The organism is Longitalea arenae (assembly GCF_016924755.1).
GTDB lineage: Bacteria > Bacteroidota > Bacteroidia > Chitinophagales > Chitinophagaceae > Niastella > Niastella arenae.
Genome location: NZ_JAFFJX010000002.1, coordinates 110,540 through 132,129, shown reverse-complemented (window position 1 = coordinate 132,129; position 21,590 = coordinate 110,540). Strand labels below are relative to the sequence as shown.

Here is a 21,590-nt window from a genome sequence, read left to right as displayed (position 1 = left end):
GTGATTTATGAAAAAGCTATTAATATACTGCAGCGGGCTGCTGATCGCTTTGACCGGCTGTAACAAGAAATTGAAAGAAGAACCGAACGCTATATTGGTACCTGCATTTTTTCAAACCAGTCAGGGCCTGCAGGCCGGCCTGGATGCTGCATATGCAGGGACCCGCAATTTCTGGGGAGCGCAGGAATTGTTCACCGCCACCGTAATAGGCACAGATGAATTCATGCGCGGCGTTGACGGTAACAGCGATATTAACCTGTATAGTTATACCTCGACCCATGGCACTGTTACCACCCTTTGGCGCGCAGCTTATCTTTTCATCAATACCTGTAATGGCGTTATCGACAACGTTGATAAAGTGGATCTGCCGCCGGCCACTAAAAGCAGCCTGGTGGCACAGGCCAAATTCCTGCGGGCGAATTATTATTTTATTTTGGTGCAATGCTGGGGCGATGTTACGCTGAACAAAAACTTTCAATCGGAAGCCGTCACCTCTGCAAAGCGGGAGCCTATAGCGGATGTGTATGATCTTATCGTGCAGGATCTGAAAGATGCCATCGCCGGATTGCCTGCGGGACCGAAAAGCAATGGCGTGCTGCCCGGAAAAGCTACTGCTGTTGCCGCTAAACATGTGCTGGCTAAAGTATATCTCACGCGCGCTGGTTCTGCTGCTAAAAAGGCAACGGATTACCAGGATGCATACAATACAGCCGTAGACATCATCAATAACAGGGCAACATTGGGTTTGAATCTGGTACCGGATTTTGCCAAAGTGTTCGCGGAAGGTAATGAGGAAAATGAAGAAGTGATCTGGACCGTACAACACACACCGAACCTCGCATACAATGGCCCGAATAACAGTGGCATCAGTAATTACAGTGCCGATAACGTGCTCAACCATATGTGGGTGGGGCAATATGAAAAAAGACCGGGAATGATCCGCAGCACCGCTTACGGCCGGCCATATATCCGCTGCATTCCCACGCGCTGGTTAACCGATACAGTTTTTAAGGAAAGAGTGAATGACACGCGCTACAGCAAAACATTTCAAACCGTATGGTATGCCAATAATCCCGATCCCAAGGGTTATCCCGTATGGCCGAACCCATTACCGGCCGGTGCGCCAGCGGGTGCCGTTCCCGGACAAACGAAGTTCAGGTTGGGCGATACCGCCATCTATATGCCGGGTGTAGATGCGAGTGATGCAAAAATTGCCGCCAGTCCTTACCTGCTGGTGCCGCCCCGTAAATATGACAATACCCTGTCGGCTACCTTAACGAAGTATTTCGATACAAAACGCGCCGATCTCAATGCGCCTTCCATAAGACCGGTGATCGTCTACCGCCTGGCAGAAACCTATCTGATAGCGGCCGAAGCTGCATTTATGAACGGCAATTTGCCGGATGCGGTAAAGTATATCAATGCCGTTCGCGAAAGAGCGGCCTATCCTGCCGGCAATGCAACGGCCATGGACATCACAGCGGCTGATCTTTCACTGGATTTTATCCTCGACGAAAGGTCGCGCGAACTCTGTGGTGAAAATATGCGTTGGTGGGACCTGGTGCGCACCGGTAAACTGTTACCACGGGTGCGCATGCACAACCGGGAAGCGGCTGCCAATATTGAAGCGAAACACGTGTTCAGGCCGATACCCCAGGCGCAGATAGATGCTACCACCACGGGTGAGCCGTATAACAATAGTTTGTATTTTCCACTATGGAATTAGCAATAATAATATAACAACGAGGAACATGAAAAAAACGATTCAATGCCTGTTATTGGCAGCAGCGGTTGCGCAATTAGATCCCAATACCTGCGAGGCGCAATCAAAAAAAGCGAAGGCCGAAAAATGGCCGGCAGGCACATCACCACAGGAAGTGGGCAAGCGGGTGGCAGAACATTTTGTGCTTACGCCCCATACCAATTTTGGACGATCGACCCCGCCAAAGGTGATCACTTATCCCGAGACCTGCACCTGGTATGGAGCGCTGACCTTTGCCAAAAAAACCGGCGACAAAGCCCTCACAAAAAAGCTGGCCGATCGCTTTGCGCCATTGTTCGGCCCGCAGGACACACTGGTCCCCAAACCAGATCATGTTGATTATACTGTGTTTGGGGCGGTGCCGCTGGAATTGTATATGCAAACAAAAGACAAACGCTACCTGGAACTGGGACAGCGTATTGCCGACAAACAATGGGGGCCGCCCGAAGGGCCAAGGGTGAAACCGGAATCACATGTGTTCTACAACCAGGGACTTACCTGGCAAACGCGGATGTGGATCGACGATATGTTCATGATCACTGCCGTGCAGGCCCAGGCCTACCGCGCTACCGGCGATAAAAAATATATTGAAAGAGCCGCCAAAGAAATGGTCGTATACCTCGACTCTTTGCAAAAACCGAATGGACTCTTTTACCATGCGCCTGATGTGCCTTTCTTCTGGGGCCGGGGCGATGGCTGGATGGCAGTTGGCATGGCAGAGCTGCTTCGCTCATTGCCAAAAGATAACCGCAACCGCGAACGTATCATGCGCGGTTATAAGACGATGATGGCCTCCCTGTTACAATACCAGGCAGAAAGCGGCATGTGGCGGCAGTTGATCGATGATCCTGAATCATGGCCCGAAACCTCCTGTACAGGCATGTTCACTTTTGCCATGATCACGGGCGTAAAAAACGGCTGGCTCGATGCGGCTGCCTACGGACCGGCTGCCCGCAAAGGCTGGCTGGCCCTGGTATCGTATATCGATGAGAATGCCGATGTACGTGAAGTCTGTGAAGGCACTAATAAAAAGAATGACCGTCAATACTACCTCGACCGCAAACGCAATATCGGCGACCTGCATGGCCAGGCCCCGGTATTGTGGTGCGCTACGGCGTGGTTGAGATAGAATAAGAATACATGCAAGAACCTGCCAGGAGCGCATGTTTGCCGGTAGTTCGGTATCCGCCCCGTGGCTTTTAACGACTTCGGGTGCACGCCCCGGTTACCCGCCGGCTGGAACCAGATGGCGCTGAAGAACATGCATGCTTTTGGCCATGTATTTGATCTCTCACTGAACAGGTTAGGGAAGGGGAAATTGGGCATAACCATTAAATCCGGGGAAAAGGAGAAAAATGGATAATTAAAGAAGGCGTACCCGGTTGGTTCAGTTATAGAGGCGCGCAGTATATTTACTATTCGGGCAAGTGCATTAACGGGATCTTTATACCGGAATATACGAATTGGTATTTGGAAATATAAGTAGCGCGCTGAAAAACAATAGCGGCCTAATTTTTATTGTATTGCCTACAATAAACAGGCATCATTTTTGGATTACTCAATGGCAACCATTATTCATTAACCGCTATTGAGAACACATTGCCACTCTCTGACAAGATACTAGTATCAAAAATCATTGCGACAAACGAGTTCACCAACTTCATTGACGCCGCCAAAAAGTATTGTTCCTTTATTGAATCGCATGAGGCAGACACGCCCCGGCAATTCGTGCTGCTTTCTCAAAATCATTTGCTCACCCTGTATAACCTGGGTAATTGCATGATGTTGATGGAAGAGAAAAGCGATCAGAAGTTTGACGTAAAACTCGATGAACTCGAATTTCAAAAAACACTTCATTTTATAGCAGACAGGTTATGGGATTACAGATATTACTGGTATGTATTTGATCCCACCACGCGTAAAAAGGATACAGGTATTGTATATGGAGACCTGTATGAAGACCTGGGCGCCATTTATAAATACCTGAAGCAATCGCTGCTCTTGTATAGTCTGAAATCATCAGATGCCAAGCAGAATGCCGTCTGGGATTTTAAATGGAACTTCGATACACATTGGAGCGGCCATTGCGCCAATGCCATCTGCGCCATTCATTATTTCCTTCAGAAAGGCAGATAAACACTACCGGCCTGCAAACAACCTTGCAACACTATGGTGAACAAGTGCGACACTATGGCGTGTAGCTGTGTCTGGTATGCAGCTTGCACTCATAGAAAAAGCATTAAAAATGGTTTGCGATATGGGCATAGAAATAGAAAAAAAATTCCTTGTGAATAAAGAAAAATGGCGCGAGGTGGTAAAAGAGCAAAGATCGCTTTTCAGGCAGGGCTATATTGTGTCGGACCCCGGGAAAACGATCCGCGTGCGCCTCACTGATACCGCCGGTTACATAACCATTAAAGGGCGTTCGGTGGGCGCTGTTAAACCGGAATATGAATATGCCATTCCTGTGGAAGATGCAAAGGAGTTGCTCGACAACTTCTGCGTTTCGGAGATCAGCAAAATAAGGAACTTCATTACCCACGACGGCAAACTGTGGGAAGTAGATGAGTTCTTAGGCGAGAACGAAGGGCTGATCGTTGCTGAAATAGAATTGGACAGGGAGGATGAGACCTTTTCTCTTCCTGCATGGATCGACAAAGAAGTGACCCACGAAAAAAGGTACTCCAATTCGAACCTGTCGGTAAACCCGTATAAGCACTGGAACCATTAAATGTAAAACGGTAAACCATTCGCAAATGCGTTTGATTTACCGTTCTCATTATGAAGTGCTCCCTGGCTATTTCTCTTCGTCGTCTCTTCTGCCTTCGTTCAGCGCGTCATTATCACCGCTGCCGAAACTGTAATAATCATTTTCTTCATCGTCAATGGGTTTTTTGAGATCCTGGTCATTTTCGTCGGGCATGTCCAGGTCGTCGCCGGTGCTGTCTTCAGAAACCGCCGCTTCATTCAACGGATCGCCATCCAGGTCGGTATCGTCGAGCCCTTCTTTTCTGATAAATTCATCTTCGTTCATATCCATGTCCTGGTCTTTTTCACCCAGCATAGCCAGGTCTTCAGGTGTAACATCGGCATCCGTGCCCATCACGATCTCCACTTCATCATCACCTTCTTCAAAAATATCCTTGCCATCGCGAATGCCTTCCTCATCGTCTGATGCGGCAGTGGTATCACCCATGGCCGCAGGTACGCCTGCATTGGTGATATGCTCCTGCCCGGGAATATCCGATACATCAGGAATTTCTATATATGAACTGTCCTGCGCCAGCTTTGCTTTTTTTCTGCGGCTGGCGGTAGAGTCCTTTGCTTCAGCATTGGTTTGTTCCTGATTAAATTCACCGGTATCGTTGAGCTCCTCATTGGAGCGGGTATCCTTCGCATTTTTTGTTCGTGCCATAACGCATAGTTTTAGCAATATGCCTAAAAAAACTATGCCTTACTGCTGCATGCATAACTGTCAGATAAACATCGTTTAAAACAATGTTATTGTAATGAACATGACACTGTTACATCTTGTAAAAAAACAAGATCGGCCGTTTTCAGCCGATGTTAAAATAGCTTATCACTATGACAATTTAGCAAAATTGTTTATGCTAAAATGTAGCGTACTTGCAAGGGTATAACTGCGAAAACTTTTATTGTTAACTCTAGCGACTCGTTGTATGGCCTCTGTGCTGTATAACCCGTAAAAACTGACTGCTGTATGGAAAAGAATTCAATTTCTTCCCGGCATTTATTTGCCCCACTACGACAGGTACTTATTCTCTTCCTTATTCTTACTGGTTGTTTACACGCGGTGGTAGCTCAAAACACTACTGTGCATGGAACAGTGAATGATGCCAGCGGGAAAGGATTGGGAGCCGTTACTGTCACCCTTAAAGGTAGTAACATTGGTACCAGCACCAACGCCCAGGGAAAGTTTCACCTGGCGGTGCCCGGCGCCAATGCTGTTCTTGTATTTTCTTCGGTTGGATTTACGACCAAAGAAGTAGCCGTAGGTGCTCAATCAGAGATCACGGTTGTTTTATCACCCACCAATCTTTCTATGGATGAGGTGGTCGTTGTTGGTTATGGTACACAACGTAAAAAAGATGTTACCGGCGCTATTTCTTCAGTTACTTCAAAACAAATTCAGGAACGCCAGGCGATAGATGTGCTGGATGCCATGCAGGGCCAGGCACCGGGCCTTCAGATAGCCCAGGAATCGGGCCGGCCCGGCGCAGGGAATTCGGTGCGCATCCGTGGTATTGGAACTTTCCAGGGCGGTGCCGATCCGCTGTATATCGTAGACGGCGCACAGGGTGTGAATATCGACGGGATCAATCCGAACGACATTGAATCTATAGAGATATTAAAAGACGCCGCTTCAGCAGCGATCTATGGTTCCCGCTCAGCCAATGGGGTAGTGATCATCACTACCAAAAAGGGCAGGGAAGGAAAGCCAACGCTCGATGTGCGGTACCTCACCAGCATGAGCCAGCTCTCGCATAAGATACCACAATCCAATGCGGCCGAACGCCGGCTGCTCGAACTCAAGCGCAACGGCTCTGGCGGTTTAAGCGCAGATTCGTTAAACCCTTCGTTCAATGCGGATAATGATTACCAGGATCAGCTCACCAGAACGGCTACCCGCCAGCAGGTAGATGTGAGCCTCGGCGGCGGTTCGCACAACCTGAACTATTACGGCAGTTTGGGATACCTGCAGGATGAGGGTATTATCATCAATAGCTGGGCGAAGATCATGCGCGGCCGGTTTAATGTCGATTACAGGGCAACAGACAAACTTACCTATGGTAACCGTATACAGTTCTCTTATCAAACCGAAAACCGGATCAATGAAGGGAATACCCTGAACCAGGCCATTCAGCGGCCACCGCATTTCAGGGTATATTGGCCCGATGGAACCCTGGCAGGCCAGATCGGCGGCCGGAGGAACCCGGTAGCAGAGGCCCTGCTGCGAAAAAATGAATACCAGACCATGGACGGTAACTTTTACAATTATATCAGTTATCAATTCATTCCCTCATTGAAATTGACCGTAGATGCCAACGTAAAAGCCAATTACATCCACCATGAGCAGTTCGCGCCAAAATTATTGAGCAACACCGGTAATGATAATGAAGGCAGTGATGAACAGGACCTGACCACCTACTGGATGCTGCAGGCTTATTTAAACTACAATAAAACACTGGGTGATCATAGCTTAACCGGCGTGCTGGGGGTAAGTGCCGATCGTAATTTCAACCGCGGTTCAGAAATTTCAGGAACCAATTTTGTAACGGAAGAAGTTACTACACTCAATTCACCACAGGTATATAACATTCCCAACACCCGTGAAAGAAGATATACCTCTGCTTCCGCTTTTGGCCGCCTGGGTTATAGTTATAAGGGCAAATATCTTATCAATAGTAATTTCCGGGCAGATGCCTCTTCGAAGTTCGGTAAAGAGAACCGCTGGGGTTATTTTCCCTCCGTATCAGCGGGATGGCGCTTCAGCGAAGAATCATTTATGCAATGGGCCTATAAATACCTCGATGATGGTAAGATCCGCGCCAGTTATGGGGTAACCGGTAATGACCGCATAGGGGAATACGATGCCATCAGAACCTACACTTTCGGTGAAAGCGACGATAACGAAAACGGGAACTGGTATAACGGTGTTTCCGGCGTAGCGCCTTCAGGTACTTTTGGCAATCCTGCCTTAAGCTGGGAAGAAACAAAACAATTCAACCTGGGTGTTGACCTGTCGTTCTTACGTGGCCGACTGACCATTACTGCAGATTATTATAACAAGATCACTGATAAGCTGCTGTACCAGGCGCCCCTACCTTACGAAACAGGTTTCAATGAAGTGAATGTAAATATCGGTTCTATCCAAAACAAGGGTTTTGAATTTGTGATCAACAGCTACCCGGTACGCACGAATAGATTCTCCTGGAACCTTATTTATAACATGTCGTTCAACAATGCTACCATAAAAAGTTTGTACGGCGGTATTCCCATCGCATCCGGCAACTGGATCACCGAGGAAGGGCAGCGTTTAGGCGATTTCTATGGATGGAAAGCGCTGGGCGTGTACCAGTATGACGAATCCAATGCCTATACCGATGACTGGGAGCAATTGACCCCCGTGTTTGTAAGCGGTGTATTCAATGGCTATACGCTTGATGGTAAAGCCTACAATGGCCGTGTAAACAAACTGAGAACACAAGGTAATATTTTGAAAGGTGGCGATATGATATGGGAAAATAACAACAGAGACAGTGTGATAGACGATGCCGACCGTATTTCATTAGGCAATGCCCAACCGAAATGGATAGCAGGCCTTGCCAACCAGTTCAGCTATAAAAATTTCAGTCTGTCATTTAACATCTATGTAAGCTGGGGCGGCTTGTTGTACGACCGTGGCCGCCAGCAGTTGAACACAAATGCTACCAGCAATGTAACGCCTGATCCGGAATATATCCGCGATTCATGGTGGCAGCCCGGTGATATTACCAAATGGCCTATTGCCAGAAATAACGGTATGGGTAATGCCCGGGAATTAAGCAGTCTCTACCTCGAAGACGCTTCATTCATCAGGTTACGCAACGTGCGGTTGACCTATGGACTGCCTCAAACCGTTACGTCGAAAATAAAAATGAAGGGCGCCAGCGTGTATTTATATGGCAATAATTTGCTTACCTGGACAAACTACTTCTGGTATGATCCTGAAATTGCTTTCAATAACGCGTTGCAAATGGGACAGGACAATGGCCGCTATCCGCGGAAAAGAGAATTTGGCGCCGGTATTAACCTGAATTTTTAAAATGTATACCAAATGAAAAAATTACTTTATTATATATTGATCCCCGGCCTGCTGGCAAGCGCAGGCTGTAAAAAGTATCTGGATCAGGAACCGATTTCCGACCTGTCGCCTCAAAGTTTCTGGAAATCGCCCGACGATGCCAGAACAGGCGTGGCAGCCATCTATGATGGCATACAAAGAACGTTGAATGGCAACTACACCGATTGGGGCGATGCCCGTTCAGACAATTTTACGTTTGGTGGTACGGGTGAGAACCAGATCAATGTGACCCTGAATGGTTTGAATTCCCTTACCGGAGCAGCTAACTGGAACAATTTATACCTGACCATCGGCCGTGCCAACTTGGCCATTAAATACATTCCTGATATTCCTTTGTCGGGCAATCTCACTGAGCTTCAACGTAACAATTACCTGGCGCAGGCCTATGCGATCAGGGCCTATATGTATTTTTATGCCATCCGGCTCTGGGGCGGCGTACCGGTGCGGCTGGAGCCTTATGAGAATTTGAATGAAGATCCTTTGGCCCCAAGAACCCCCGCCGATGAGGTGCTGAATAATGTGATCATACCTGATCTCACCAAAGCATGGAGCCTGGTAGATAAAACAAATACCAATGTCTGGGAAATGAACGCCGGTGCTGTGCTGGCGCTGCTTACAGATGTGTATATGTGGAAGAAGGATTATGCAAAGGCGCTGGAATCTTCGCAGAATCTGATCAACCTCTCATTCAGATATGATGTTTCCGCTACCAATTCTACCGACTGGAGGAAGATCTTTCTGGATCCGGCCAGTACCAAGGAAGCCATCTGGAGCATGCATTGGGATTATACCCGCGATGGCAGCAATGGTATTTCCAAAATAGGATCCGGCGGTAATACATCTCAGTATTATATAGACAGTACCGTGTTCCTGCGTTATGAAAGCAACAAAAATGATATCCGCCGTGCAGCTACCTACGACACCGCATTGGTGAGCGCCGGCACCAGGATCATCCAGATCGGTAAGTTCTATCCGCTGAATAGCTCCAACAAATTTGTATATCCTGCGAATGCGCAGAATGACGCCAAGCTTACCCTCTACCGCATGGCCGATGTACTGTTGTTGCGTGCAGAAGCGCTGAACAAGACCAGCGCCAATAAAGCGCCTGTTTTTACCATTCTCAACCGTATTCGCACATTAAGGGGAATAACACCATTGGTGGCTGCCGATTATCCTACAGACCGGGATGTGGAAACGGCTATTCTGAATGAACGCCAGTTAGAGCTTTTTGGCGAGGGCAAGCGCTGGTTCGACCTGGTAAGAACAGGACGCGTGATAGAAGTAATGGACCCCCTGGTACGTTATCGCCAGCGATTACTGGGCATCAGCGAGACCGGCTTCGATGATCCGCGGAAAATTCTCTGGCCTATTTCACGGCAGGCATTGACCCGGAACACATTGATCAGGCAGAACGATCCTTACTCTGAATAACCTATTTGTAATACTAAAGCTCAAAAAAATGAAGCAACAACTGATATATAACATGCTGTTCTTTGGTTTGCTGCTGGTATGCATGACCGGTTGCCGCAAGCTGGCTGGCCTCGAGCTGCAAAAAGATACAGATCATGAAACCAGTACACTCGATCCGCATATCCATAAGACGGCCTGGCAATTCCTGAAAGAACGCAGTGTATTGAGCCAGCCCGATACGGTGTTGAAGCGCATGTACGATGCTATCATTTATTCAGGCATCGATACGGCTGAATATACCAAACCAGGAAGAACCTTCATTTTCTTTCACAATGATGCCGTTTTCAGAAGCGCCCAGCCAACGGCTTCGGATACCTGGTGGGGGCGTTATAAAGTGAACAATGCTATAGCAAAAAGCTGGACGCAGTATACACCGCAACAGGTTAAGAACTGGTTATTGTATTTGATCGCAGAGGGAGAGTATAGCTATCATAACCTGGGACCCGAGAATGTGGAACTAAAAACCCTTTTACCGGAAGGAACCGATGCGGCTAATCCGAAAAGCCTTATGTATCTGAAGCTTTCGAACGACCGCGATTCCAGAGTGAGGGTGAATGATTTTCTGAACAGCGTTCGGGTAACTGTCGGCCGTACCTCCGGGATCCTGAGTGACAATGGTCCTATTCATGTGGTAGACCGGGTCGTGGAGTATGGCGTAAAACCCTAGGTCCTGGGTGTAAATATATCGTGCAGTTTGACGGTGTCACAGCCTGCTTCTTCAAGTGGGGCATTCATTTCTGTTGCCAATGCCGTGGCACGGTTAATCATAGAATTCTGGCCAGGACTATTTATAGTTCCGGGCCGGAATTTTAAGTTTTTAACGAAACGCATGCAACCCGGAAACGATTCCGTACAATCTCAAAACAGGTGTAATGTTCTTACTTATCTTTCGCTGACGTTTTTTATCGCCGGCCCGGCCGGAACTCAGCATTTTCATACTTCCCCACCAGGGGCCTTAGGTTGAAATATATACAATAGCAAGTGATGAATATACTAAGATGGTTGTTTTTATTGATGATTGCAGGTGGGCCGGTAAGTGCTCAGCAAAAGATGCGTTTAACCGATAACTGGGAATTTGTAAAGCAGGATGCAGGCGGTATCTGGGAAATTGTGCGGCCGGTAGGTAAGGGCAATCCGGAAAGTGTACCCCTATGGACACCGGTGCAATTACCTCATTGCGTAAACGCAGAAGACGCCGTTGATCCGGATCTGAATTATTACCAGGGACCAGCCTGGTACCGGACACAGTTGGTTATAGATAATCCATACAGCAATGGCCGTACCCTGCTTTTCTTTGAAGGCGCCGGGCAGAAAACAGATGTGTATGTATATACCACTAAAGTAGCAACGCATATTGGCGGGTATGATGAATTCAGCGTAGACATTACCGAAGCAGTTGCCGCCTTCCGCAAAACCCCGCAATATCAGCACCAGTTCAAGGGCAAAATACCCATTGCCATAAGAACTGATAATTCAAGGGACCTGGAATTGATCCCTTCGAACCTGTCGGATTTTAATGTATATGGCGGTATTTACCGTTACCTGAACCTGGTGTATACACCACCGGTGGCCGTCGATAAACTGTTTGCCAAAGCAGCAACCGACAAAGCAGGTAAAGCAGGTCATGTACATGTAACAGCCCGTTTTTATCCGGTATCCAACACAAGCGCAACCGCAACGATAAAATTAATTGATCCCGCAGGCAAACTGGTGCATCAAAAAGAAATTACAGCCACGGGTTTAACAGGTGATGTGAGCCTGGCTGAACTTTCCATTAAGAGCCCTCAGTTATGGTCGCCGCAAAGGCCGGTTCTTTATACGGTAGAAGCCACCATTACTGCGGGCGGTAACAAATTCGTTCAAACCGAAAAGATCGGTTTCAGGCATTTCGAGTTTGTAGAACATGGTCCATTCTTACTGAACGGTCAGCGGCTCTTATTGCGCGGAACCCACCGGCACGAAGATCATGCAGGTGTTGCTGCCGCCATGACAGAAGACATGATGCGCCGGGAAATGATCATGATGAAAGAGATGGGCGTAAACTTTATTCGCCTGGGACATTACCAGCAATCACGTCTCATCTTAGATCTCTGCGATAGCCTGGGTATTGTTGTGTGGGAGGAAATTCCCTGGTGCCGCGGTGGCTTGGGTGGACCGGTTTACCAAGAGCAGGCGCGCCGCATGCTTACCAATATGATCGAACAGCATTACAACCACCCTTCCGTGATCATCTGGGGCCTTGGCAATGAAAATGACTGGCCCGGCGATTTCCCGGAATTTGACAAAGAGAAGATCCGCAGCTTTATGAAAGAGCTGAATGATCTGTCGCACAAATTGGATCCTTCCCGAAAAACAGCTATCCGCCGCTGTGATTTTTGTAAAGACATTGTAGATGTATATTCTCCCTCCATCTGGGCCGGCTGGTACCGGGGCGTTTATACAGAATATAAACAGGTGTCGGAAGATGAGTTCAAAAAAGTAAATCATTTTCTGCATGTGGAATGGGGTGGTGACAGTCATGCCGGCCGCCATTCAGAGAATCCTGATAAAGCGCTGCAAGCGGTAAAAACCGGTAATGGCGCCGATGAACGGGCCGGGGATGCCAGTTTGTATGGCGGTGCTGCGCGCGTATCGAAAGACGGCGACTGGAGTGAATCTTATATCTGCAACCTGGTCGACTGGCATTTAAAAGAGCAGGAAACCATGCCCTGGTTAACAGGAACTGCCCAATGGCCATTTAAAGATTTTTCCACGCCGGTAAGGCCAGATAATCCGATCCCGTACATGAATCAAAAAGGGGTGGTTGAACGGGACCTCACCAAAAAAGAAGCGTTCTATGTGTTTCAATCATACTGGACCAGCCAGCCAATGGTACATATTTACGGTCATTCCATGCCCGTGCGATGGGGCAATGAAGGAGAAGAGAAAATGATAAAAGTGTATTCCAACTGTTCGGAAGCGGAATTATTTGTAAATGGCAAAAGCTGTGGGGTTAAGAAACGCAACAGCCAGGATTTTCCCGCTGCAGGTTTGCGTTGGGGCGTACGGTTAAGTAAAGGCGCGTACCAGGTGAAAGTGATCGCCCGCCAGGGAAAAACAGTTGTGACCGATTCGATCAACTTCAATTACCAAACGGAGAAATGGGGCAAACCTGCCGCTTTGCTATTGGAAAAAATAAGTGATGAGAACGGGATTGCCACTATACAGGTGAAACTGCTCGACAACAAAGGCGTACAATGTTTAGATGCTGCCAACTGGATCCGCTTCAGCCTGGCCGGTGATGGCAAGCTGATCGATAACCAGGGTACCTCTTCGGGCGCGCGTTATGTACAGGCGTATAATGGCCGGGCCATCATCAGGGTTAAGACCAACGGCGGCAGATCGGTGATCGGCGCAAAGAGCGAAGGGCTGAAAACTGTTTTTAAAGATCTGTAAGGTGCTTTATGGGTGGAAGACTTTCAAGGTCTGCCACAGCTAATAGGGCAATAACCAATCAACGATGAAATTTAATCTAACGATATTTTGCTTTCTTCAACTGGTGAGCGGTGCATTATCTGCGCAGCTTAACGATCCTGATCTGAAACTATGGTACAACAAACCGGCAATAGCCTGGGAAGAAGCATTGCCATTGGGCAATGGCAGAACAGGGGCAATGGTATTTGGTGGCATTGTGACCGAACGCCTGCAATTAAATGATGCCACATTATGGTCCGGCGCTCCCGAACCAGGTAATAATCCGAATGGCCCCATTGTATTACCGCAGGTGCGGCGGGCTGTGGATGAAGGTGATTATGAAAAGGCGGCTGCTTTATGGAAGAAGATGCAGGGCCCCTATTCAGCAAGGTATTTACCAATGGCCGATCTGTGGTGGCATTTGCAGGTAAAAGATTCAGTACCGGGCAGCTACTACCGCGACCTGGATCTGAACAAGGCGGTAGCTACTGTTCGCTATACATTAGGCAAGGTCAGCTACCAGCGCGAAACTTTTATCAGTTATCCGGCTAAGGTGCTCGTGATGCGGATCACTGCCGACAAACCAGGAGCGATCAATGGAAGCCTTGGATTGACCAGTAAATTAAAATATAAAGTAAATGCCACAGCGGCCAATTACCTGGTGCTGCGGGGCAAAGCTCCAAAGTTTGTAGCTAACAGGGACTATGAACCGCAGCAGGTAGTATATGATTCTGCAGGAGACAAAGGCGAAGGTATGAACTTCGAAGTGCATGTAAGGGTCATCACCACCGGCGGCCGGGTGCAGCAACAAAGCGATCAACTGCAGGTAAGCGATGCGGATGAAGTGATCATTTATTTATCGGAAGCTACCAGCTTTAATGGATTTGACAAGTCGCCCGGACTTGCAGGAAAAGACCCTGCCATGGAAGCGAGAACCAATATGCATAAAGCAGGCGGATTGTCGTATTCCCAATTACAGGCAACGCATGTCAGCGATTACCAGTCGCTTTTTAAACGGGTTGAACTGAAGCTGGCCACAGATCCAAACCTGGTTAAGTTACCGGTGGATCTGCGGTTAAAACAATATGCATCAAACCCTACAGACCAGCAATTACAGGTGTTATACTATCAGTTTGGCCGTTACCTGCTGATCGCCAGTTCACGGCCTGGTTCGCGCCCCGCAAACTTGCAGGGCATCTGGAACGATCATGTGAAACCACCATGGGGCAGTAACTACACTACCAACATCAACACCGAGATGAATTACTGGCTGGCAGAGAATACGAATTTGCCGGAATGCCATCAGCCATTGTTTGATTTTATGAAAGAGCTGGCGGTTAACGGCGCCCAAACGGCTAAAGTGAATTATAATATAAAGGAAGGTTGGGTAGTGCACCATAATTCAGACCTGTGGGCAAAAACGTCACCGCCCGGTGGTTATGAATGGGACCCGCGGGGTATGCCGCGCTGGAGCTGCTGGCCCATGGCGGGGGCCTGGTTGTGTACACATTTGTGGGAGCATTATTTATTTACGGGAGATAAACACTTTTTGAAAAATAACTGGCCGCTGATGAAAGGCGCCGCGCAGTTCATGCTGCATTGGTTGCTGCCTGATAAAAATGGGTATTTGGTCACCAATCCCTCTACTTCGCCAGAAAATACGATGAAGATCAATGGAAAGGAATACCAGGTGGGCAAGGCTTCTACCATGGACATGAGCGTCATTCGGGAATTGTTCACAGCGGTTATCAAAACGAGCAGCCTGCTGAAAACAGATGAAGGCTTCCGCAAGCAGCTGATCCGCGCGAAAGAAAAATTATATCCCTATCATATCGGCCAGTATGGCCAGTTGCAGGAGTGGAATAATGACTGGGATGATCCCAAAGATAAACATCGTCATTTGTCGCATTTATTCGGGCTCTATCCCGGCAGCCAGATCGATCCGGTTACTACGCCCGAGCTGGCCGCTGCGGCCAAACAATCGCTGATCCACAGGGGCGATGTGAGTACAGGCTGGTCAATGGCCTGGAAAATAAACTGGTGGGCGCGTTTGCAGGACGGCAATCATGCATATAAAATATTAAGCGATGCATTCACTTATATTGATCCAACGGTGACGAGGGATGCAATGAGTGGCGGTGGAACCTATCCCAATCTGTTTGATGCACATCCGCCATTTCAGATTGATGGCAACTTTGGGGCCACAGCCGGCATGACCGAGCTGTTATTGCAGAGCCATAATGGCGAGCTGGCCTTACTACCGGCAGTACTCGATGCGTGGAAGCAGGGAGCCATCAGCGGCATTAAAGCCCGTGGTAATTTCACCGTTAACATGCAATGGAAAGAAGGCAGGTTATCAAAGGCTATCATCGTTTCTAATTTGGGTGGACCCTGCCGCGTAAGTGCCCCGCATCCGGTGAAGGTGATGGAAGTGACATCAAAGAAAGCAAGCGGTGCCAATCCCAATGAATTAAATACAAGCTATGGAAAACCACCCTATGAAAAGAAACCGGGTGTTACGTTAACGGAGCTCAGGGTTCCGGATAGATATACTATTGATTTCAAGACTGAAAAGGGAAAAAGTTATACGATTGTGCCGGTTGATCAGGAAGCCATTCATCATTGACCATTCACCATTCATGAACAAAATACATATGATTCATACAAGACGATTATTGCTGGTTATTTTACTAATAGTTGAGGTCAGACCCGCCTTCGCGCAGGCGCCGGTGTGGACGGAAACCGCACCAGGCATCTGGAAAGCAACAGCCGGCGTGCCGGAAAGTTATGATCTGTTGAAAGCATCCGGGGCAGAACCCGTACGCGAAGCGATAGCCGCGATAACACCGGCAAAATTCCCTTTATCAGAGACCGATATCACCTTTAAAGTGGTGGATGGCAAAACTTATTTGCGCTTTCCTTTACAAAAAGAAGAACAGTTATATGGTTTTGGATTGAATTTCCAAACCGTTCACCAACGCGGCAAAATATTACAGCTGCATGTAGATCACTATGGCGGTAAAGATAACGGCCGTACCCATGCGCCTACGCCCTTTTATGTTTCTTCAAAAGGATATGGCGTTTTTATCAATTCCGCCCGCTACCTGAATGTGTATGCAGGTACAGCCGTGCGTAAAGACAGTAAGAATGCGCCGCTTGCCAAAGACCGGAATACCGATAAAAGCTGGAGTTCGCGGCCGTATTCAGATGCGGTTGAGATCCTGGTGCCCGCTGCCGGGGTAGAAGTATACGTATTCGGCGGTCCCACCGCGCTGGATGCCGTTCGCCGTTTTAACCTGTTCAATGGCGGCGGTTATTTACCACCCCGCTGGGGATTGGGTTTCACGCAACGGGTAAAGACCTTGTACACGGCAGAGGATGTGAAGAAAGAGGTAGCGGCATTCCGGGAGAAAGGTTATCCGCTTGATTTTATTGGACTGGAGCCGGGCTGGCAAAGCAAGAGTTATCCCTGCACCTTTTCCTGGGACAGCACCCGTTTTCCTGATCCCGCCGGTTTTGTACAGGCGCTGTTGAAAGACAATATCCGCGTTAATCTCTGGACAAACCCCTATGTATCGCCGGATGCACCCAACTATAAAGCGATCCTTCCTTATACCGGCTCACATACCGTGTGGAATGGCCTGGTGCCAGACCTTACGATGCCAGAGGGCCGTAAAATATTTTTTGATCAGTTACAAAAGAACCAGGTGGCCATTGGCGTAAGCGGGTATAAGATCGATGAAGTAGATGGCTATGATTATTACCTCTGGCCCGATGTGGCTTCCTTTCCTTCCGGTTTAACGGCCGAGCAAATGCGCCAGACCTATGGTTTGCTGGTTCAGCGTTACAGCGCCGACCTGTTTCGGGAGCAGAATAAAAGAACTTTTGGCCTCGTTCGGGCCTCTAATGCTGGTGGTACCTCTTTCCCTTATGTCATTTACAACGATTATTATAATCACGAAGATTTTATAACCGCCCTTATTAACAGTGGTTTTGCCGGCGTATTATGGACGCCGGAAGCAAGGGCTTCCAAATCGGCGGAAGAATGGCTGCGCCGCTTTCAAACCGTGGTATTTTCTCCTATGGCCATGATCAATGCCTGGGCCAGTGGCACCAAGCCCTGGTCTTACGCAGAAGTAGCGGAACCCATAAAGCAGCTGGCTTTATTACGCATGCAGATGATGCCTTACTGGTACACGGCTTTTGCGCGTTATCATTTTCAGGGTATTCCGCCTTTCAGAGCCATGAACCTGGAAGAAGGTTTTGTGGCCGAAACAAAAAAGGAAAGCGGCAGCACCAGCCTCGAAGAGAATCCATATGCCGAAGCGGTATCTAAAGAGATCAAAGACCAATACATGGCCGGCGATTATTTACTGGTAGCGCCCCTGTTTGCGGGACAACAATCGCGCAAGGTGGTATTACCTAAAGGCCGCTGGTATGATTTCTATACCGGTGCATTTGCCGGTGATGGGGAAGTGATCACAGTTAGCCCCGGGCTCGAAAAAATACCTGTTTTTGTAAAAGACGGCGGCATTATTCCCATGATGCAACCTCTGTTACATGCGCCGGCATCTGGTCAGAAAGTGGATCTTACGGTTCGTCATTACGGTGAAAAGCCTGCTAGTTATTTACTATATGATGATGATGGCGAAACGTTCAATTATGAAAAAGGCGAGTATAGCTGGCGGAAAATAATAGTAGAGAAAGATAGATCAGGGAAATGGAAAGGCAGTATTTCAGCACCGGTGAAAGGAAAGCCAAACACGGTGGGCAAGGTGACATTTGAATGTATGACCAAATAAATAACTAACCGTGCCAGGGTTTGTACAGCGGCACGGTTAGCGCGATTATGCCCAAGGTTGCTTCAAAAAAGTTAATTATGATTTTTAAAAAAATGATCGCCTGCTGGCTGCTGTTTGCCTTGGCAAATGCAATGCAGTCATTTGTTCTTATAGATAAGAAGGATCCCTTTGCTGATTATAAAACCGAGGTAATGAAAACGCTTCGCCGGCAGATACTGCAAGAAGCTGCCTGGGCTTTGCAGCAGGAACCGCTTACGGTTACGGCGCAATCGTCGGCCCGCAGTGCAGGCGGTAAACACGATTTTTTTTCTGAAGGTGATTACTGGTGGCCAGATCCGCAGCAACCTGATAGCCCCTACATCCAACGCGATGGCATGACGAACCCCGGCAATTTCGTGGCGCATCGCCAGGCTATGATCCGGTTAAGCCAGATCGTAGGAGCCCTGGCTTCGGCTTATGAAGTCACTAAAGATGAGAAGTATGTAAAACAGGCACTGCTGCATTGTAAGGCCTGGTTCGTAGATACGGCCACCATGATGAATCCTCACCTGCAATATGCGCAAGCCATCAAAGGCCGGTTTACCGGCCGGGGCATTGGCATCATCGATACCATTCAGTTGATGGAAGTAGTGCAGGGATTGCTGGTAATGGAAAATGCCAAAACGATGGACCGTCAATTACTCTTAGCCATCCGCCATTGGTTTGAACAGTACCTGCAATGGCTTACCACCCATAAATACGGCAAAGATGAAATGAATGCCACCAACAATCATGGTACCTGCTGGGTGATGCAAACCGCGGCGTTTGCAAAGTTCACCGGTAATGAAGAACTGATGCGCTTTTGCCGCGACCGGTATAAAAACGTTTTGTTACCCAACCAGATGGCTGCTGACGGCAGTTTTCCCCAGGAACTCCGCCGTACAAAACCCTATGGCTATTCGATCTTTAACCTCGATGCCATGACGTCTATCTGCCAGATCCTATCTACTAAAGAAGATGATCTTTATGCATACGCAACACCTGATGGAAGGAATATCCGCAAAGGCATTGAATACCTGTATCCCTTCATTGCAGATAAAACCAAATGGCCCAAAACGCCGGATGTAATGTATTGGGACAACTGGCCGGTAGCGCAGCCCTTCCTGGTCTTTGGCGCCAATCGATACGGAAATAAAGATTGGTTCGCCACCTGGAAAAGATTGGATCATACACCCAACGTAGAAGAAGTGATCAGGAATTTGCCGATACGCCATCCATTGATCTGGTTATAAAAATACCGAACCCCAAACGCCGAAATCAAAACCTCAAACGCTGCTTTTGCAGTAGGCTTCTAAAAAAACAGCGATATGAAACGACAAAGCTGGTTTATATCGATATGCTTTTGTGTCACCATAAATGCCTTCTCTCAGGCAGGGGGCGATGAAGATAGAGAAATGTTCAATCGCGGCCGGGAGCGCGATCAGCAGGCGATCGAAGAAGCAGTGAATGGCTGGTGGACGGCCTCCATGAAGAACCACAGCGACCGCATTCAATGGTGGCGGCAGGCCCGCTTCGGGATGTTCATCCATTGGGGCATTTATTCATTACCGGGCGGTGAGTGGAAAGGAAAAAAAGTAGACGGTTATGCTGAACACCTGATGCGGAAAGAAAAAATTTCCAGGACCGATTACCTGACCCTGGCACATCAATTCAACCCGGTATTGTTCGATGCCGATGCCTGGGCAAAACAGGCCAAACAAGCAGGTATGAAATATATGATCATAACGGCGAAACACCACGATGGGTTTGCAATGTATGATTCAAAGATCTCTGACTTTAATATTGTGCAACAGACGCCTTATAAGCGAGATCCCATGGCGGCCTTATCTGCTGCCTGTCGTAAATACGGAATTAAGTTTGGCTTTTATTATTCGCATGCGTTTGACTGGGAGCACCCCGATGCACCGGGCAACGACTGGGAATATAACAATCCGGGTGGCGACAAACAATTGCATGGCGCCGTCAACTGGTTCAATACGCATCCTGAGCTATTGCCCAAGGCACAGAAGTACGTGAATGAAAAGGCGATCCCCCAGATCAAAGAGCTGTTGACTAAATACCATCCGGACATTTTATGGTTCGATACGCCCTCTAAATTACCAATATCAGAAAATATCCGCATATTAAAAGCCATCCGTGAAGTAGATCAGCAAGTAGTGGTGAATGGCCGGCTTGCCCGAACAGCAGAGATCAGTTTTGGCGATTATAAAAATACGGCCGACCGGCCACTGGAGTTCTACCCGGTTACAGGGGATTGGGAAGCGATACCTACCACCAATGAATCGTATGGGTATCATCAATATGATAACAGTCATAAACCGGTGCGCGCATTTATCCATTTATTGGCCAAAGCAGCGTCGCGCGGCGGGAATCTATTAATGAATATTGGTCCGAAAGGCGATGGAACATTCGATAGCAAAGACCAGCTGATCTTAAAAGGCATTGGAGCCTGGATACATAAGAACGGCGAAAGTATTTATGAAGCAGCGGCCAGTCCGCTCCCTTTGCAAGACTGGGGCGTATCTACTATGAAAGGCCATACGCTTTATTTGCATGTATTTAAGTGGCCTGCGGATAATAAACTATATGTGGGCGGATTGAAGAGTAATGCTGACAAAATATATCTACTCGACGGTAAGAGATCATTGGCAGCGACACGGGTAAATGAAAATGACCTGGTGATCAAGCTGCCGGCGAAAATGCCGGATACGCTTACGACCGTGATCGCGCTTACCATAAAAACACCTTTACGAACAGATTCTTTGCGGGTGCTGGCGCCCGATATGCCCGAACATCGCTTACTGGCATTTGATGCGCAATTACATGGTGGCCGTTTCAGTTATGGCGATGGTAAAGCGGGTAAGTATTATGTACAGAACTGGAGGTCGAATGACCAGTGGCTGAGCTGGACCTTCCGCACAATACAGGCAGCTACCTTTACCATAAATATGAAATATCTTGCCGGCGAAGGGCACGGCGGAACTTTTCTGTTAAAAAGCGGCAATTATTCAAAAGAAATAAAAATTATTGGCAGCGGGTCAGATACAAAAGTAATAGCGCAGGAGATCGATACCATCAGCTTACCGGCAGGTATACATGAACTGATGATAAAACCGGTGTCGATCGATAAAGGGGAGCTCATGAAACTGCTTGAGATCCAGCTGCAGCGTAAGCAGTAAAGAAGCGATGTGAGGATTCA

General features: G+C 48.0%; 13 protein-coding genes. 12 read left to right on the top strand and 1 reads right to left on the bottom strand.

Features of this window, described 5'->3' with window-relative positions; translation table 11 throughout:
• The first annotated feature begins 7 nt into the window (after positions 1-7).
• The 4 genes from JT717_RS05545 (at position 8) to JT717_RS05530 (ending at position 4,493) form a co-directional block, all read left to right on the top strand.
• A complete protein-coding gene (locus JT717_RS05545; RefSeq protein ID WP_205509211.1) occupies positions 8-1,726 on the top strand; it encodes a RagB/SusD family nutrient uptake outer membrane protein in 1,719 nt (572 codons plus the stop codon).
• 25 nt (positions 1,727-1,751) lie between these two features.
• Positions 1,752-2,891: a glycoside hydrolase family 88/105 protein gene (locus JT717_RS05540; RefSeq protein ID WP_205509210.1), complete on the top strand. Its 1,140-nt coding sequence runs from the start codon at positions 1,752-1,754 to the stop codon at positions 2,889-2,891.
• A 470-nt stretch (positions 2,892-3,361) separates the two neighbouring features.
• Positions 3,362-3,898 (top strand): DUF5063 domain-containing protein, encoded by a 537-nt coding sequence (locus JT717_RS05535; protein ID WP_205509209.1) that lies wholly within the window; start codon positions 3,362-3,364, stop codon positions 3,896-3,898.
• A 76-nt stretch (positions 3,899-3,974) separates the two neighbouring features.
• The gene (locus tag JT717_RS05530) at positions 3,975-4,493 is read left to right on the top strand and encodes a CYTH domain-containing protein (protein WP_240347852.1); all 519 of its coding nucleotides are present in this window, start codon (positions 3,975-3,977) and stop codon (positions 4,491-4,493) included.
• 66 nt (positions 4,494-4,559) lie between these two features.
• On the opposite strand, the gene JT717_RS05525 is transcribed toward JT717_RS05530, so the two are convergent.
• Entirely contained in the window at positions 4,560-5,177 is a 618-nt protein-coding gene (locus JT717_RS05525) for a hypothetical protein (RefSeq protein ID WP_205509208.1), read from the bottom strand.
• 306 nt (positions 5,178-5,483) lie between these two features.
• Here JT717_RS05525 and JT717_RS05520 point away from each other — a divergent pair, with 306 nt between their 5' ends.
• The 8 genes from JT717_RS05520 to JT717_RS05485 all read left to right on the top strand — a co-directional run bounded on the left by JT717_RS05520 (position 5,484) and on the right by JT717_RS05485 (position 21,570).
• A complete protein-coding gene (locus JT717_RS05520) occupies positions 5,484-8,588 on the top strand; it encodes a SusC/RagA family TonB-linked outer membrane protein (protein WP_205509207.1) in 3,105 nt (1,034 codons plus the stop codon).
• A gap of 12 nt (positions 8,589-8,600) precedes the next feature.
• Positions 8,601-10,058 carry a RagB/SusD family nutrient uptake outer membrane protein gene (locus JT717_RS05515; RefSeq protein ID WP_205509206.1) on the top strand — a complete coding sequence of 486 codons (1,458 nt, stop codon included), beginning with the start codon at positions 8,601-8,603 and terminating at the stop codon, positions 10,056-10,058.
• A 28-nt stretch (positions 10,059-10,086) separates the two neighbouring features.
• Complete coding sequence (locus tag JT717_RS05510; protein ID WP_205509205.1) at positions 10,087-10,764, top strand: fasciclin domain-containing protein; 678 nt, start codon at positions 10,087-10,089, stop codon at positions 10,762-10,764.
• Positions 10,765-11,081: 317 nt separating this feature from the next.
• Positions 11,082-13,532, top strand: coding sequence for a glycoside hydrolase family 2 TIM barrel-domain containing protein (locus JT717_RS05505; protein ID WP_205509204.1), 2,451 nt, complete (start codon positions 11,082-11,084; stop codon positions 13,530-13,532).
• A gap of 64 nt (positions 13,533-13,596) precedes the next feature.
• Positions 13,597-16,176 carry a glycoside hydrolase family 95 protein gene (locus tag JT717_RS05500; RefSeq protein ID WP_205509203.1) on the top strand — a complete coding sequence of 860 codons (2,580 nt, stop codon included), beginning with the start codon at positions 13,597-13,599 and terminating at the stop codon, positions 16,174-16,176.
• A gap of 28 nt (positions 16,177-16,204) precedes the next feature.
• The gene (locus tag JT717_RS05495; RefSeq protein WP_205509202.1) at positions 16,205-18,352 is read left to right on the top strand and encodes a glycoside hydrolase family 31 protein; all 2,148 of its coding nucleotides are present in this window, start codon (positions 16,205-16,207) and stop codon (positions 18,350-18,352) included.
• 77 nt (positions 18,353-18,429) lie between these two features.
• The gene (locus JT717_RS05490; protein WP_205509201.1) at positions 18,430-19,623 is read left to right on the top strand and encodes an alginate lyase family protein; all 1,194 of its coding nucleotides are present in this window, start codon (positions 18,430-18,432) and stop codon (positions 19,621-19,623) included.
• Positions 19,624-19,698: 75 nt separating this feature from the next.
• Positions 19,699-21,570: an alpha-L-fucosidase gene (locus JT717_RS05485; RefSeq protein WP_205509200.1), complete on the top strand. Its 1,872-nt coding sequence runs from the start codon at positions 19,699-19,701 to the stop codon at positions 21,568-21,570.
• Positions 21,571-21,590 lie beyond the last annotated feature (20 nt).

Excerpts from the sequence above, each read along its gene's own strand:
- JT717_RS05540 (WP_205509210.1), top strand. The coding sequence starts at position 1,752 with ATGAAAAAAACGATTCAATGCCTGTTATTGGCAGCAGCGGTTGCGCAA.
- JT717_RS05485 (WP_205509200.1), top strand. The coding sequence starts at position 19,699 with ATGAAACGACAAAGCTGGTTTATATCGATATGCTTTTGTGTCACCATA.
- JT717_RS05490 (WP_205509201.1), top strand. The coding sequence starts at position 18,430 with ATGATTTTTAAAAAAATGATCGCCTGCTGGCTGCTGTTTGCCTTGGCA.
- JT717_RS05525 (WP_205509208.1), bottom strand. The coding sequence starts at position 5,177 with ATGGCACGAACAAAAAATGCGAAGGATACCCGCTCCAATGAGGAGCTC.
- JT717_RS05500 (WP_205509203.1), top strand. The coding sequence starts at position 13,597 with ATGAAATTTAATCTAACGATATTTTGCTTTCTTCAACTGGTGAGCGGT.
- JT717_RS05530 (WP_240347852.1), top strand. The coding sequence starts at position 3,975 with ATGCAGCTTGCACTCATAGAAAAAGCATTAAAAATGGTTTGCGATATG.
- JT717_RS05495 (WP_205509202.1), top strand. The coding sequence starts at position 16,205 with ATGATTCATACAAGACGATTATTGCTGGTTATTTTACTAATAGTTGAG.
- JT717_RS05545 (WP_205509211.1), top strand. The coding sequence starts at position 8 with ATGAAAAAGCTATTAATATACTGCAGCGGGCTGCTGATCGCTTTGACC.
- JT717_RS05515 (WP_205509206.1), top strand. The coding sequence starts at position 8,601 with ATGAAAAAATTACTTTATTATATATTGATCCCCGGCCTGCTGGCAAGC.
- JT717_RS05510 (WP_205509205.1), top strand. The coding sequence starts at position 10,087 with ATGAAGCAACAACTGATATATAACATGCTGTTCTTTGGTTTGCTGCTG.
- JT717_RS05520 (WP_205509207.1), top strand. The coding sequence starts at position 5,484 with ATGGAAAAGAATTCAATTTCTTCCCGGCATTTATTTGCCCCACTACGA.
- JT717_RS05505 (WP_205509204.1), top strand. The coding sequence starts at position 11,082 with ATGAATATACTAAGATGGTTGTTTTTATTGATGATTGCAGGTGGGCCG.